The organism is Actinoallomurus sp. NPDC052308, assembly GCF_040679195.1.
In the GTDB taxonomy this organism is placed as follows: domain Bacteria; phylum Actinomycetota; class Actinomycetes; order Streptosporangiales; family Streptosporangiaceae; genus Actinoallomurus; species Actinoallomurus liliacearum.
In genome coordinates this window covers 216,347-230,026 of record NZ_JBFAUM010000010.1, presented here as the reverse complement: position 1 = coordinate 230,026, position 13,680 = coordinate 216,347, and the positions used below count along the sequence as shown (strand labels likewise).

General features: G+C 69.3%; 12 protein-coding genes. 7 read left to right on the top strand and 5 right to left on the bottom strand.

Features of this window, described 5'->3' with window-relative positions; all coding sequences use genetic code 11:
- Window positions 1-437 precede the first annotated feature (437 nt).
- From AB0L00_RS24800 to AB0L00_RS24790, 3 genes are all read left to right on the top strand, one after another.
- Window positions 438-1,859: a DUF234 domain-containing protein gene (locus AB0L00_RS24800; RefSeq protein ID WP_364438462.1), complete on the top strand. Its 1,422-nt coding sequence runs from the start codon at window positions 438-440 to the stop codon at window positions 1,857-1,859.
- 806 nt (window positions 1,860-2,665) lie between these two features.
- Window positions 2,666-3,271 carry an RNA polymerase sigma factor gene (locus tag AB0L00_RS24795; RefSeq protein WP_364438459.1) on the top strand — a complete coding sequence of 202 codons (606 nt, stop codon included), beginning with the start codon at window positions 2,666-2,668 and terminating at the stop codon, window positions 3,269-3,271.
- Window positions 3,271-4,293, top strand: a complete 1,023-nt coding sequence (locus tag AB0L00_RS24790; protein ID WP_364438456.1) for a CU044_5270 family protein — start codon at window positions 3,271-3,273, stop codon at window positions 4,291-4,293. Before AB0L00_RS24795 ends, AB0L00_RS24790 begins: the two co-directional genes overlap by 1 nt.
- A gap of 259 nt (window positions 4,294-4,552) precedes the next feature.
- Here the strand turns inward: AB0L00_RS24790 and AB0L00_RS24785 are convergent, their stop codons facing one another.
- Entirely contained in the window at window positions 4,553-5,770 is a 1,218-nt protein-coding gene (locus tag AB0L00_RS24785; RefSeq protein WP_364438453.1) for an oxygenase MpaB family protein, read from the bottom strand.
- A gap of 322 nt (window positions 5,771-6,092) precedes the next feature.
- Here AB0L00_RS24785 and AB0L00_RS24780 point away from each other — a divergent pair, with 322 nt between their 5' ends.
- Window positions 6,093-7,253 carry a TetR/AcrR family transcriptional regulator gene (locus tag AB0L00_RS24780; RefSeq protein ID WP_364438450.1) on the top strand — a complete coding sequence of 387 codons (1,161 nt, stop codon included), beginning with the start codon at window positions 6,093-6,095 and terminating at the stop codon, window positions 7,251-7,253.
- Window positions 7,254-7,496: 243 nt separating this feature from the next.
- Here AB0L00_RS24780 and AB0L00_RS24775 read toward each other — a convergent pair whose 3' ends face one another.
- Window positions 7,497-8,057, bottom strand: a complete 561-nt coding sequence (locus AB0L00_RS24775; protein WP_364438447.1) for a hypothetical protein — start codon at window positions 8,055-8,057, stop codon at window positions 7,497-7,499.
- Window positions 8,058-8,240: 183 nt separating this feature from the next.
- Between AB0L00_RS24775 and AB0L00_RS24770 the strand changes: the two genes are divergently transcribed.
- A complete protein-coding gene (locus AB0L00_RS24770; RefSeq protein ID WP_364438444.1) occupies window positions 8,241-8,825 on the top strand; it encodes a TetR family transcriptional regulator in 585 nt (194 codons plus the stop codon).
- A gap of 185 nt (window positions 8,826-9,010) precedes the next feature.
- Here AB0L00_RS24770 and AB0L00_RS24765 read toward each other — a convergent pair whose 3' ends face one another.
- Window positions 9,011-9,568 (bottom strand): MarR family transcriptional regulator, encoded by a 558-nt coding sequence (locus tag AB0L00_RS24765; RefSeq protein ID WP_364438442.1) that lies wholly within the window; start codon window positions 9,566-9,568, stop codon window positions 9,011-9,013.
- Window positions 9,569-9,720: 152 nt separating this feature from the next.
- Between AB0L00_RS24765 and AB0L00_RS24760 the strand changes: the two genes are divergently transcribed.
- Together AB0L00_RS24760 and AB0L00_RS24755 are read left to right on the top strand one after the other, a co-directional pair.
- Complete coding sequence (locus AB0L00_RS24760; RefSeq protein WP_364438439.1) at window positions 9,721-10,635, top strand: NADP-dependent oxidoreductase; 915 nt, start codon at window positions 9,721-9,723, stop codon at window positions 10,633-10,635.
- Between the two features lie 45 nt (window positions 10,636-10,680).
- Window positions 10,681-11,646 carry an alpha/beta hydrolase gene (locus tag AB0L00_RS24755; protein ID WP_364438436.1) on the top strand — a complete coding sequence of 322 codons (966 nt, stop codon included), beginning with the start codon at window positions 10,681-10,683 and terminating at the stop codon, window positions 11,644-11,646.
- Window positions 11,647-11,766: 120 nt separating this feature from the next.
- Here the strand turns inward: AB0L00_RS24755 and AB0L00_RS24750 are convergent, their stop codons facing one another.
- Window positions 11,767-12,672: a TIGR01777 family oxidoreductase gene (locus tag AB0L00_RS24750; RefSeq protein WP_364438433.1), complete on the bottom strand. Its 906-nt coding sequence runs from the start codon at window positions 12,670-12,672 to the stop codon at window positions 11,767-11,769.
- Window positions 12,673-12,973: 301 nt separating this feature from the next.
- Window positions 12,974-13,675 (bottom strand): haloacid dehalogenase-like hydrolase, encoded by a 702-nt coding sequence (locus AB0L00_RS24745; protein WP_364438430.1) that lies wholly within the window; start codon window positions 13,673-13,675, stop codon window positions 12,974-12,976.
- Window positions 13,676-13,680 lie beyond the last annotated feature (5 nt).

Genomic DNA, 13,680 nt, shown 5'->3' with positions numbered 1-13,680 from the left:
TCGGATACCCGATCGTCAAGCTGCGGGAGCCCGTCGACGTCGTCGCGTACGTCCGCACGATCGGGTACCCCTGAGGTACCGGCCCGACGTGCTTCTTAGTCTCAGTTGGGGGCCAGACGCGGTACCCGCTCACTCGACGATGCCGCGAAGCAGCGTCGCGAGCGCCACGCCAGTTGAGTGAGTCGGCGCGTCCGCAAGGCGCCTTGCGACCCCCCGGCTCGTGGCGGTGATCTAGGGCCTGTTTCAACGGTCGTATCTGGCCGCACGAACGGCAGGACTGGGCTGGCCACGTCCTCCGTACAGCCAGCGCCGGTACGCATCGATGCGGCCCAGCTTCTCCCGATACGCGACGTCAGAGCGTCGCCCCGCAATGACGGGAAGACAGTATCGCTAGCGATAGTATCTGCGTCGATACCATCGCCAGTAGGAGGCTCACCATGCGGCGTTTCATCGGACGGAACCGTGAGCTGAACGTGCTCGGCGCCGCCTTGCAGTCGGTTCGCGATGCCGTCGGGTCGACGAAGCCGGGGCAGTGCCTCCTCATGCGTGGGCGGAGGCGAGTCGGAAAGTCCAGCCTCGTCGAGGAGTTTCTCCGGCGCACTGAGGTGCCGTACCTGTTCTTCACCGCGGCGGGCGGAACGACGGAGGACGAGCTGGCAGAGTTGCTCGACGCCGTCGCCAGATCCACACTGCCGGAGCGGGAACTGTTCTTGGAGGAGACCCCAGCGCAGTGGAACGCGGCACTCAGGCTGCTCGCGGAGATCCTTCCCGATGACAGACCGAGCGTCGTCGTCATCGACGAGGTTCCGTACCTCATGGACCGCATCGACGCCTTCGAGGGCATGCTCCAGCGCGCGTGGGACCGTCTGCTCACCCGCAAACCCGTACTACTGCTCCTGGTCGGATCCGACCTGTCGATGATGGAGGCCCTGAACAGCTACGACCGCCCCTTCCACCAGCGGGGCCGGGAAATGGTCGTGGGGCCGCTGAACCCGGCCGACATCGGCGAGATGCTCGAGCTTGAGCCGGCAGCCGCCTTCGACGCCGCCTTGATCACCGGCGGCCTCCCGCTGATCTGCGCGGAGTGGCGGCCCGGAGCTGACGTCTGGGAGTTCCTCCGCGACTCGCTGGACAACCCCATCTCGGCGCTGCTGGTCTCCGCCGAGCGGTCACTGGCCGCGGAGTTTCCACCGCAGGCGATGAGCAGGGAAGTCCTGCGGGCCATCGGAAGCGGGGAGAGAACCTTCACCAACATCGCACGCGCGGCGGGCGGCATCGCCCACACCACTCTCACCCGAGCCACTGACGTCCTGACTGAGAAGCGGGTGGTGGCAGCCGAATTGCCCCTCTCGACGAGACCGTCGAAGGAACGCCGTTACCGCGTGGCCGATCCCTACCTCCGCTTCTGGCTCGCCTTCCTGGATCCGCACATGGCAGAGATCGAACGGATGCGGGGAGACCTCACGCTGAGCCGGATCAAGGAGCAGTGGACGAGCTGGCGAGGGCGCGCGATCGAACCCCTCGTCCGGGAATCCCTCGCCCGCCTCCTGCCAGACGGGCTGCTGCCAGCCGCCCCGGCGATCGGCGGGTACTGGACCCGCAGCAACGACATCGAAATCGATCTGGTGGGTGCCGACCGGCAGCCAGTGGCCAAGGAACTGATCTTCCTCGGCTCGGTCAAGTGGCTGGAGAACTCCGCGTTCGGCGCTCACGACCTGGCCGCACTGCAGAAGCACCGAGCCACGATCACCGACGAGCCGGTACCGCTCGTGGCGGTCTCCCGTAACGGGGTCAACTGTTCCGGCCTCCAGGCTGCGTATGGGCCCGAGCAACTGCTCAGCGCCTGGCGCAGAGCGTGAGCGGGACACCGTCTGGTTGCAGTTTTGGTTGCATTCACCTCCGTCCCGCGTCGTTGACACTAGCGAGCGGCGATGCCTCGCCACGCCTTCAGCTTGCCGCTCGTCGATGTTCCTTGCGTTATGAAGCTCAGCGTCGCGGCTGACGGACCGACCACCCTTGCTGCCCTTCTTCTGCGGTTGGCAGCCTGTTCCATCTGGCGAAGGTTTCGCTCGGCGCGCAGCGTGATCACTCGGCCCTGCCGTGCAGCAGCGTCGCGAACGCAACGCAAGCTGGGTGAGTCGAAGCTCCGTAAGGCGCCTTACGGAGCTTCGACTCGCGGCGTGATCTCCTCGTCAAGGTCGTTCGGGCGCTAGGCCCGCGCCGCAACGATCGGCACGCACAGCTAGAACGCCTCGGCCGCGCCAACGTGGCCGGCCGACTCGCCGCTGAAAGCTTCCCGCTTGAACGCGACGACCTGGCCACCGTCGGCCCCTTATATCCAGCACACCATCCGCCGCATGGGCGACCTCGTACTCAACCTCGCCCTACCCGAGGAGGCTCCAGCGACCCGGCTGGGTCTGGAGCCACGAGTGCTGTTCGCCCCAACGTCTGACCCAGCACGGCAGCTCGCCGTCCTTTCTCAGGCAGCGGTCACCGCACAACGACGGTTTCCACCAGAGCGGCGGGCGTTGAACCCTCAAGTTCTCGCTGTCCGCTCGTGGGATCGGCACCGCAAGCCATGGGCCGCGAACACTGTCGGGTGCATCGGCGAACAAGAGATGATCCCCACCCGAGAGAGGTTCGACATGCGTAAATGGAGCCGCGCGTGGCGGCCGTGATGCGAATCGCCGGCGAACCCGGCACCGAAGCGACGGATGCCGAAGTCATCCGTCTTTCGACACTGAAACCGGAACTGTTCGCCGAAATCTTCGATCGTTACTACGCCGAGATTTACGGGTACGCCGCGCGGCGGCTCGGGCCCGGCCTCGCGGACGACGTGGCGGCGGAGACCTTTCTCATCGCCTTCGACCGGCGGGACCAGTACGACGTGGCGCACCCGCTCGCCCGGCCCTGGCTGTACGGAATCGCCTCCAACCTCCTCTCCCGCCACCACCGGGCCGAGATCCGCCGGTACAAGGCCCTCGCCCGAGTCGCTGTCCACGAGGCCACCGACGGGCACGCGGATCAGATCGAGGGACGCGTCGACGCCGAATCCACCCGAGGGGTGCTGGCGGCGGCGCTGGCGGCGATCCCCGCCAAAGACCGGGACGTGCTTTTGCTCGTCGCCTGGGCCGGGTTGAGCGGCGAGGAGGCAGCGCGGGCGCTTCGTGTCCCGGCCGGCACGGCGCGGTCGCGGCTGCACCGAGCCCGCAAGAAGGTGCGCGCCGCGCTGGGCGGCTTCGACCCCACGACCGTTGGAGAGGACGCGTGATGGACGATCTGAAGACCCTTCGGGACGCATGGGGAGAGGCCGACGCGCCCTCCCAGAGCGCCCATGCGCAGGCGCGGGCGGCCCTGCTGGCCAGAGCAGCAGGACAAGGACATGCGCCGAGGGCGGCGCGCCGCCGCCTGCGACTGCCCAAGATCGGCGTTCGGCTCGTCGCGATCGGCGCGCTGGCCGCAGCCATCACCGCCGGAGTGACCGTGGTGCAGACCTCCGGCGGAACCGACAAGGCCGGGCGGCCGCGCTCGGCGCTGCCCGGCATACCCGCTGGGCCGGTCGCCAACGCGGAACAGGCGCTGGACCGGGCCGCCACGGCCGCCGACGCCCGCCCGTTCACTCCCCCCCGGCCCGACCAGTGGATATACACCGAGCTCCGCATCCGCACGTCCGCCAAGCCGGCCGGTGGGGTGACCGGCGGCCCGTACAAGACCTACATCCGGCGCCACTGGGAGCGGGCGGACGGCAAGAAGAGCGCAGAGATCGTGAACGGTCAGGTGAAGGTCCTCGACGGGTTCAGCGACACGATTCCGCCGAGCGACTATCCGTCGCTGGCGGCACTGCCTACCGACCCGGACGCGCTGCTCCGATGGGTCTACGCACAGAACGGCGGGAAGCCGGGCACGCAGGGGCAGTACGAGGTGGCCTTCCAGACGTTGAACGTGATCCTCAGGGAGAACCTCCTGCCCCCGCGGACGGAAGGGGCGATCTTCCGGGCCATGAAGAAAATCCCGGGCGTGACTCTGGTGGACAAGGCCGCCGACGCCGCAGGCCGGCCGGCCATCGCGCTCGGCCGGACAACCGAGGGCTGGCTCCACGAGGAGGTACTGCTCGACCCGAAGTCCTACGCCTACCTGGGGGAAAGAGCAATCTCGATCAAGAGCCACACATTCCGGGGGGCCGGCGATAACCCCAACCTGGACGCCGGATACATCAAGAAGGGCGTCCTGCAGAACCTCACGATTCGCACCGCCGCCGAGATCGTCAGCGAACCGGGACAGCGCACTTCCTAACCAGTCTCAGTTTCCGTCTCGTTCGCCGACGTTCACGGCTGTTCAGCAGGGCCTCGCGAGTTCGAATCTCACAACCTCCGCCAGCCTAAGCAGGCAAGGCGTCGGGCCGGTACCCCTGGGGTACCGGCCCGACCGTGCTTTCGTCCGCGATCATCTCCTCTTGCGCCCCCTCCCGCGCTCGAAGGGGCCGAGCATCCTGCGGGCGGTATCGACGGTGTCCCTGCCCGAGCTGCGGGGCGTTGTGCGGGGTTCGGCGGCTTCAGGCGCCGGGTCGGTTCGCGGTGGGGAGGGTGATGGGGGTCTGTGTTGCCGACGTGCCGTTGTTGAGGTACAGCATGGCGACGCCGCGTATGAATGAGTCGAACAGGGAGTAGCCGCTGGGGGCGGTGCTCGACGTGCCTTCGCGGAAAGCGACGTAGAGCGGCCAGCCGGCCTGGATCAGGGCGCGTGAGACGAGGTCGTGCGGCAGCTTGAGCCAGTCCGAGTAGGTGTCGCCGATGAGGTAGCGGACCATCTCGCTGACGAAGCCGGTGTCCACGCCCAGAGTTGGCTGCTCGATGTAGCCGAGCAGCGTATGGGCCAGGTTGATGCCCTCGGTCGTGGAGGCGAGGTCGGGCCACAGCATCTGCTGCGCCTGCGCCTGAGCGTCGGCCCAGCTCTGTGGGATGAACTGGTCCTGGACGCCGAGCAGGTGGAGGGCGACCTGCCAGGCGTGGAGGTCCGCGGCCTGCTCTGCGGCCGACAGCCTGACGCCCCACTTCTGCATGTTGTTGTGCGCGACGGTGGCCACCGAGTGGAAGGTGCGCAGGATGTCGCCGTTGCTGATCGGCTTCGACTCGTCCGCGGTCGCCTCGTAGTGCGTCGAGGTCGGAAGCAGGTTGCGCACCATGGAGTGCACCAGGCGCGTCTTGTTGGCGCTGACGATGAAGTGACCGGTTGGATGCCAGGCACTCCCGCTGTGCAGGTCGTACCCGAAGGTGAAGGTCTTGGCCGCGCGGGCCTTCATGTCGGCGCCGCCTGCGGACCAGTAGACCGCACGGGCCTCCCGGGGGATCACGGTGCTCAGGATCCCGCTACCGAGGCTTTCGGACACGAACAGGTAGCTGCTCAGGCGCGTGTAGAGCTTCTCGGACGCGGCGAGCATGCTGGAGTCCGCCCACGAGGGCAGCTGGTTGACCTGCTGCAGGTAAGAGACCAGGTAGCTCGGCATTCCGGACGGAAGCGGATCGCTGTTGTTGACCCACGACTGCCAGGCGGTGTTGACCGCCGAGATCTTGCCGTCGGCGAGTAGCTGAGCCGCGACCTGGTCCGGCACGGGGTCCCACACCGAGAACGGGTCGGTGACCGTGTCGGCCTTGGCGATCGAGCCTGCTGACGACCACGACCACGACCACGGCTTGGGTGCCTCAAGCGCCGCGGTCGTGAGACCGAGGGCGGCGCCAAGCGTCAGGACGCGCCTTCTGCTGAGACTTTCCATTCACTTACCTACTTCCGCGCGGGGCCGGATGCATCGCGTTGCACCTGCACCTAGGAGGATGAAGCGGAGTCGGAGAAGAGAGAATTTCCATTAACATAACCAGGTGGGTCGAGGACGGCAAGGATCCGTTTCAGGCGAGTTTCTCTGGTGCCGCGATGGCGATGCCCCGGCCGATCGGTGGAGACGCCCTCCATCGGCTCGTCCAGCAGATCGTGCTTCCACCCGGTTGGCGGACCGCCTCCGCACCCGGGGCTGATCCATCGCACTGTGATTGACTTGCGCGTGTGGCCATGGTCGTCCGTACGTCCGACCGAGTGTTGCCGTGACGTCAGGGACGGGCGCGGCCACCCGCCCGCGCAACCGCAAGCAGTTGATCATCGAATCCGCCAGCCAGGTGTTCAGCGACCGGGGTTACCACGCGGCGTCCATGGAGGAGATCGCCGCCAGAGTGGGCATCACCGCGGCGGCCTTGTATCGGCACTTTCCGAACAAGTACGCACTGTTCGCCGAATGCGCGGACGGGATGGTGGAGAGGCTCGTCGGGGCGCTCGACGGCGTGCCCCCCGAGGCTTCGCTGGCGGAGGTGCTCAGCCCGCTCATCCGGGTGACGGTGGCGTACCGGACGTCGGGAGGCCTGTACCGGTGGGAGGCTCGGTACCTGAACGACGCCGACCGCCGGCGGGTCGGGGGCAAGTTCGCGCGGGTCGTCGAGCGGGTGACGGTGGCGGTGCGCCGAGAACACGCGCTGCCTTTGGAGGGGCTGCGTACTGTCGCGGCCCTCGGCGTCATCGGATCCATCACGACGCATCACACCTCCATCGCTCAGCGTCGGCTCGAAGATCTGCTCCTTTCCGCCGCGCTCCGGGCGGCGGCGACCGATCCGGCTTCGGGCGGGCGCGTGCGTTCCGCCGACCTGCCCGCCCAGCCCGTACCACGTACGCGACGGGCGGAGATCCTCGCGGCGGCCATCCCGCTGTTCGCTCGGGACGGATTCGCCAATGTCACGAACGGGCAGATCGCGAAGGCGGTCGGGCTGGCCCCTTCCGCGCTCTATCGGCACTATTCCGGCATGGTCGACATCTTGGTCGCAGCTTGCCTGCAGGCCGCCGGAATCCTGGCCCAGGCCGTCGACCAGAACCTGCACGACGTGGCCGACCCCCACGAAGCGGTGCTCGCGCTGGCGGCGACCTATGTGGCCTACAGCTTCGAGTACACCGCGTTGACCAGCGTCGCCAGCGCCGAGATCCCTGGCCTGCCGCCGGACGTACGCGAGCCACTTGCCCTCGCCCAGCGCGAACACATCACCGTCTGGGAACAGCAACTCCGCCTGGCCCGCCCCGACCTGGACCGGCGCCAGGCCCGAGTCCTGGTCCACGCAGGCCTCGGCGTAGTAGCCGAAGCCGGCCGTGCCCTCCGCTGGGAGGACACCCCCGACCACCGAAACGCCGTCACCGCCCTGGTCGTAGGAGTCCTGGGCCTGTAATGGGACCCGCTGTCGGCCGACTGGGGCCGCCCGCTACCAGGCCACGTCGTCGGCGATTCTCGGCTCCCCCGTCATGCCCAAATGATCGACGATCGGGACTGGGAGGACGAGGTCCTCGGCGGCCTCTGCCCGCTGACCTGATCACCGGCGCCTACGGCCGCCCATGTGGCTGGCAGGCCGGACCCGGGTGGGGTTAACCCCATCGGCACACGCCTTGGTACCGCAAATGACAGGGAGCCGGGGTCACGCCTTCGTACGGGTGCGTCCCAGGCGGAGGGCGGAGACGAGGAAGAAGACGCCGCCGAGGAAGGCGTAGCCGGCCAGGTTGCTCAGAGAGGCGCCGTCCTCGCCCGCCTGGGCGACGAACGAGGCGCCGGCGAGGACGGAGATGGAGCCGCTGGCGATCATCGCCCACTGACCGCCGAGTCGGCGTCGGACGGCGCCGAGGATGAGCTGGACGATGCCCGCGGTGACGGCCCAGGCACCCCAGACCCGCAGGACGGCGGGGATGCCGGAGGTGGCGGCGATGGCGAGGCCGATGCCGGTGAGGGCGCTGAGCGCGATGTTCACGTACAGGCCGCGCACCGGTCGGCCGTTCACCTGGGCGGACCTGATATCGATGACCGCGCACGCCACGTCGAACAGGGGGTAGATCACCAGCAGCGTGGCAGTGAGCGGGCCCAGTGTGTCGGCGGTTGCGAACAGAAGGACCGCCCACACAGCGGCGAACGCGAAGCGCAGGAGGTACAGCTTGCGCAGGGCTGCGGGAACGCTGGTGGGAGCGGTACCGGCGAGAGTGTCCACGGAAGTTCCTTTCAGTGACAGCGTGTTGGTGCCAGTCGGCTGGGTCATCGAGTGCTCCTCCATGGAGGTGGCCCCGACGTTTGAAGGAGAAAGAACGTTCGGTCTCGCTGTGTATCCAAGAGGGCGGAGGCGGCGCCTGTCAAGACCGAACGTTCTCCCTCACTGGCGGGATAGTCTGGCCGCATGAGTGAGGGCACAGGAGGCGGTGGCACGTCGGCGGCGCGAGCACGACTGCTCCGCACGGCGACCAAAATCTTCTACGCGGAGGGGATCCACTCCGTCGGCATCGACCGGATCATCGCGGAGGCGCAGGTGACCCGCGCCACGCTGTACCGGCATTTCGCGGGCAAGGAAGAGCTCGTCCTCGCCTACCTCGACCAGGCCGACCGGGGAATCCGGGCGGGGATCGAGGCCGCTCAGGCGGGCGAGCAGTCGGCAGCCGACACGGTACGGGCGGTCGGCCGGTTCATCACTGAAAGCATCCAGGGTCCCGGGTTCCGCGGCTGCGCCTTCCTCAACGCGGCAGCCGAATACCCTGACCCGGCCCACCCGATCCACCAAGCCGTCCTGGCCCACCGCCAGTGGTTCCTGGACACCGTCACCGAGGCGCTGGCGCAGGTCGGCGACGCTCCCGCCGACGAGGCCGGCCGGCATCTCGTCATGCTCCGGGATGGCGCCATGGCCGCCGGCTGCCTCTTCGACCCGAAACTGATCTCCGAGACCTTCCTGCTGGGCGTCGAAGGAGTTCTGCGGGCACGCGGCGCCTGAGCGGCCTTATACGTCTTAGCGGACTCGGCGCCCCCTCAGCCCTCCCCGATCCCGCTCTGAAAGCGAAGCGGCCCCCGGTGAAGGGGGCCGCCCGTTTGGCTCATGACCGTCGCCACGGCAATGCCGACTTAAGAGCGTCCGGAGCGCGGTCCGGTCGGCAAGGTCAGGGGCCGCCATTCCAGGCATCAGTCATCGTCGGTGACGGTCCAGCGTGTCTGGCGGGCGGAGGGCCGCGGAAGTGTGCCGTGGGCGAGGATCTGCTCGTGGATCTGGTCGAGGGCCAGGTGCAGCGGTGCGAGCAGGCCGGGGTCGAGTCCGTCGAAGAACATCTGCTTCACCAGGGCGGCGTGGCCCGGCGTGGCCCGGCGAAGCGCGTCCCCGCCCTGCGAGGTGAGCACGGCGTCGGTCGCCCGGGCGTCGGTGCTCGACGGGCATCGTTCGACCAGGCCGCGTGCTTCCATGCGCAGCACCTGGTGGGAGACCCGGCTCCGCTCCCAGCCGATGCGGATCGCCAGGGCGCTGAGCTGCAGCCGCCGGCCGGGGGAGTCGGCCAGCGCATTGAGGACGTGGAAGTCCTGAAGGGAGACGTCGCCGTCGGCCTGTAGCTCGCGGTTGATCTCGTAGTTGAGCCACAGCGCCACCCGCATGTAGGCGAACCAGGTCGCTTCCTGCTCGGCGGTCAGCCCGCTCCGAGCCGGCCGCGTCACCGACCCGTCCGCGCTGTCCGGCAGGTCCTTCGGCATGCGGGCTCCTTCACATGGCGTCGCCGGGGGCCGGCGCTCAGGCCGACCATCCCCGATGCGCGGGCGTCGGACTGGGAACATTTTACGTGATACGTCACGTTACGGAAAAGCGTGACACATCACGCAAGAACGACCCGTGAATCGAGGCAGAAGTGACGAAGGCGGTAGTGCTCAGCGACTACGGAACCCCGGACGTGCTGGTCCCGGGCGAGGTCGAGGTCGGTCTGCCAGGGCCGGGGCAGATCCGGGTGAACGTCCAGTTCGCCGGGGTGGGACCGACGGACCTGGCGATCAGGTCGGGCCGTCTGAAGGGCGCGTTCGGCGCCCGACCGGGGTCTGTCCTCGGCTTCGAGGCGGCCGGTGTGGTGGACGCGGTCGGCCCCTCGGTGAGCGACGTGCGGCCAGGCGACACGGTCGCGGTCTTCCTCCCCGAACTCGGTGGTTACGCTGGTCAGGTGCTGGCCCGCTACTGGGTGCGGGTGGCGCAGTCAGTCAGCACCCAGGACGCCGCGGCGCTGCCGGCCTCTGGTGAGGCGGCGGCGCGGGTCGTCGACGAGGTCGGCGTCGCCGCAGGGGAGACCGTGCTGATCGCCGGAGCGGCCGGATCGGTCGGGTTGATCGCCAGCCGGCTCGCCGTCGCCTGCGGCGCCCAGGTGCTCGCCGCGGTCCGCCCCGGTGACTTCGACCTTCTGACGGAGGCGGGCGCCACCCCGGTCGCCTACGGTCCCGAGATGGCGGCGAACGTCCGGGCGGTCGTCCCGTCGGTGGACGCGGTCATCGACGCCTCCGGCGCCGGGGTCCTCGGCGCCGCGGTCGAGCTGGCCGGCGGACCCGGCCGAGTGGTCACGCTGTCGGACCCGCACGCCGCCGACTTCGCGGTCCGGCTGTCCGGACCGGACGGCCCCCGCATCGCGGAACGGCTGCAGGCCGTCATGGCGCTGCTGGCCGCCGGGAAGCTGACACTGCGCTCGCAGACCGTCGCCCCGTTGGCGGACGCCGCGCAGGTCCACCGCGACCTGGAGAACGGCGGGCTGCGGACCAAGGTCCTGCTGTCCGCCCAGGCCTGAGACCTTCGGCCCTTCTTCCACACACAGATTCCAAGGAGAATGATCATGACCGACCAGGTCAAGCCCGTGCTCGAGCCCGTCGCCCAAGCGTTCGCCGATGCGAACTCCACGCCGCCGTTCCTGTTCCAGCTGCCGCCCGAGGAAGGGCGGAAGATCGCGGTGAAGGTGCAGACCGACCCCGTACCCACGGTGGCGCCCGCCGATGTCGAGGACATCGAGGTCGACGGGGGCCCGACCGGCAGCGTCCGGGTGCGCATCGTCCGCCCGGCCGGCGCAAGCGGCGTCCTGCCCGTCATCGTGTACGTGCACGGCCTGGGCTGGGTGTTCGGCGGCCCGGTGACCCACGACCGGCTCATCCGGGAGTTGGCCGCCGGGACCGGTGCCGCCGTGGTGTTCCCCGACTACGACCTCGCGCCGGAGGCGAAGTACCCGACCCAGATCGAGCAGGTCTACGCCGTCGCCGAGTGGGTCGCGGCCAACGGCGCGGACTACCGGCTCGACAGCTCGCGGATCGCCATCGCCGGGGATTCCGTCGGCGGCAACATGGCCACCGTCGCCACCATCCTGGCCAAGCAGCGCGGTGGCGTGCAGTTCGCCGGGCAACTGCTGTACTACCCGGTCACCAACGCCGACTTCGAGACCGGCTCCTACCATCAGTTCGCCGGCGGCTACTTCCTCGCCCGCGAGGGCATGCAGTGGTTCTGGGACCAGTACACCACCGACCCCGCTCAGCGGGCCGAGATCACCGCCTCGCCGCTCCGCGCCACCGGTGACGACCTCGCCGGTCTGCCCCAGGCCATGGTGATCGTGGCCGAGGCCGACGTACTGCGGGATGAGGGGGAGGCCTACGCGGCCAAGCTCCGCGCGGCCGGCGTGCCCGTCACCGCGGTCCGGTACGGCGGAATCATCCACGACTTCGTCGGCCTCAACCCGCTGCGGCACACCTTCGCCGCCCAGGAGGCGATCCAGCAGGGCATCGCCTTTCTCTCCCGCGTGCTCGGCACCGACTGAGCCCGGCACCGGGCAGAACGCCAGGGCCGGTGTCCCACGGACACCGGCCCTTCGTGATGTTCGGACTTGATAGCCGACCCTCCTGCCCCGCGGGGGCAGGCCCTGACGGCTCGGCCGTGATCAGAGCAGGTCGGCCAGCGCGGGCCTGAGCGCCGGGAAGGCGAACGTGAAACCCGCGTCGCTCAGGCGGGCGGGTACACAGCGTCGGCCGAGCAGCGCCAGCGCCGGGTCGGTTCGCAGCACCAGTGCGCCCAGCCGCAGCAGGGGCGTCGGGGTCGGTGGGGCCGGCGGGCGGTGCTGGAGCAGCCGCAGCGTCGCCATGAGCTCGTCGTTGCGGACCGGATGGGGGCTGGTCGCGTGGACGACGCCGGTCATCGACGGATCGTCCAGGCACCGGCGCACGATGGCGAGCAGGTCCGTGATGTGCAGCCAGCTGATCCACTGGCGGCCGGAGGCGATCCGGCCGCCGAGTCCCCAGCGCACCAGGCCGGTCAGGCGATCGAGCGCCGGGGTGTCGCGGTCGAAGACCACCGCCGTGCGCAGGATGACCTGACGGTCGGCGGCCGCGTCGGCGGCGGCCGCCTCCCAGTCCCGCGCCACGCCGGCCATCTGCGGCGGCTCGTCGGCGGGCGGATGGTCTTCGGTGATCACCTGTTCACCACCGTCGCCGTAGATCGCCAGCGTGCTCATCTGAACCCAGGCGATGGGCGGCTCGTCCATGCGGGACGCCGCTTCGGCGAGGGCCCGGGTCGGCTGAACACGTGATCTGGTGAGCAGTTCGATGTTGGCCGGGGTGGGCCGGCGGTCCACGAGTTCACCCGCCAGGTTCACGACGGCCGCGCCCGCCAGCTCCGCCGCCCACGAACCCGTGTTCGCGCCGTCCCAGCCGACCTGCCGACCGGTGCGACCCGGGTCGTCCGGGCGCGGCGAACGCGTCAGCACGACGACCTCATCACCGCGCGCGGTCAGGTCGGCGGCGATCCGCCGCCCCAGCGCGCCGGATCCCCCGGCGAGTACGACCTTCATGAGAGCCCCCATTCGACGCGGCGACAGTCGCCACCGCGTGAGGAACCAAGCTAAGCGGTCGTGGACGCAGGTGCCGGTCCCCGGCCGGTCCCGGCCGGGGACCGGCCGCTTATCACTGGTGATCGGTGCTCTTAGGGAACAGTAGGTGCCAGTGATCAGCGGTGCCGTGGCGTATGCCATCGGCTCTCGTGTGTCCACAGGCTGTGGACACCCAGCTCGTCAGTCGCCCTGAGAACACAGGTTTCCGAGACTCACGGATCACTGGCGTTCGGTGCCCGTAGAGCGCAGTGAACGCCAGTGATCACCGGCTGCTGACGCCCAGCACCGAGCGGACCACCCTCTCCGTGTCGCTCAAATTCTCCAGGACCAGTTCGGCGCCGGCGGCGCGGAGGGTGGCCTCGTCGCTGGCGCCGGTCGCCACGGCGACGACGCGGGCGCCGCCCTGGTGGCCGGCGAGCACGTCGTGCGGCGTGTCGCCGATGACGACCGTGTGCGCGGGGTCGAACGAGTCGCCGTATTTGTCGGTGGCGCGTTTGCGGGCGATCCCGACCATCGGCGGGCGCCGGAGGTCGTCGAAGCCGAACGCCCCGACCTCGAGGTCCACGAAGGTGTGCAGGTCGAAGGCGCTGAGCTTGCCGAGGGCGATCGGCGGCAGGTTGCCCGTGAGGACGGACTGTACGACCTCGGGCCGGGCCGCGAGCGCGGACAGCGCCTCGCGGGCGCCCGGCAGGGGCGCTCCCCTGCGTCCGATCTCGTCCGCGCGGTCGGCGAAGGCCGCCACGAGCGCGTCGTGGAAGGCCATGAGCAGGCTCTCGGTCGGCGTGATCCGGTGCAGGCGCAGCGTCTCGGTGATGATCGCGCGGTCGGTCTTGCCCGCCAGGTCCGCGAGGCGTTCCATGGCACGGCCGGTGACCTGGCGGAACACCGTCGCGTAGATCTCCGCGCTCAGTCCGCGGATCCGGACCAACGTGTGATCGACGTCCCACAGGACCAGAGTGCGCACGCCGG

What these genes read in the sequence shown, in the direction of transcription:
- AB0L00_RS24750 (WP_364438433.1), bottom strand. Translation starts at nt 12,672, where the DNA reads ATGAAGGTCGTACTCGCCGGGGGATCCGGCGCGCTGGGGCGGCGGATC.
- AB0L00_RS24800 (WP_364438462.1), top strand. Translation starts at nt 438, where the DNA reads ATGCGGCGTTTCATCGGACGGAACCGTGAGCTGAACGTGCTCGGCGCC.
- AB0L00_RS24770 (WP_364438444.1), top strand. Translation starts at nt 8,241, where the DNA reads ATGAGTGAGGGCACAGGAGGCGGTGGCACGTCGGCGGCGCGAGCACGA.
- AB0L00_RS24765 (WP_364438442.1), bottom strand. Translation starts at nt 9,568, where the DNA reads ATGCCGAAGGACCTGCCGGACAGCGCGGACGGGTCGGTGACGCGGCCG.
- AB0L00_RS24785 (WP_364438453.1), bottom strand. Translation starts at nt 5,770, where the DNA reads ATGGAAAGTCTCAGCAGAAGGCGCGTCCTGACGCTTGGCGCCGCCCTC.
- AB0L00_RS24755 (WP_364438436.1), top strand. Translation starts at nt 10,681, where the DNA reads ATGACCGACCAGGTCAAGCCCGTGCTCGAGCCCGTCGCCCAAGCGTTC.
- AB0L00_RS24790 (WP_364438456.1), top strand. Translation starts at nt 3,271, where the DNA reads ATGGACGATCTGAAGACCCTTCGGGACGCATGGGGAGAGGCCGACGCG.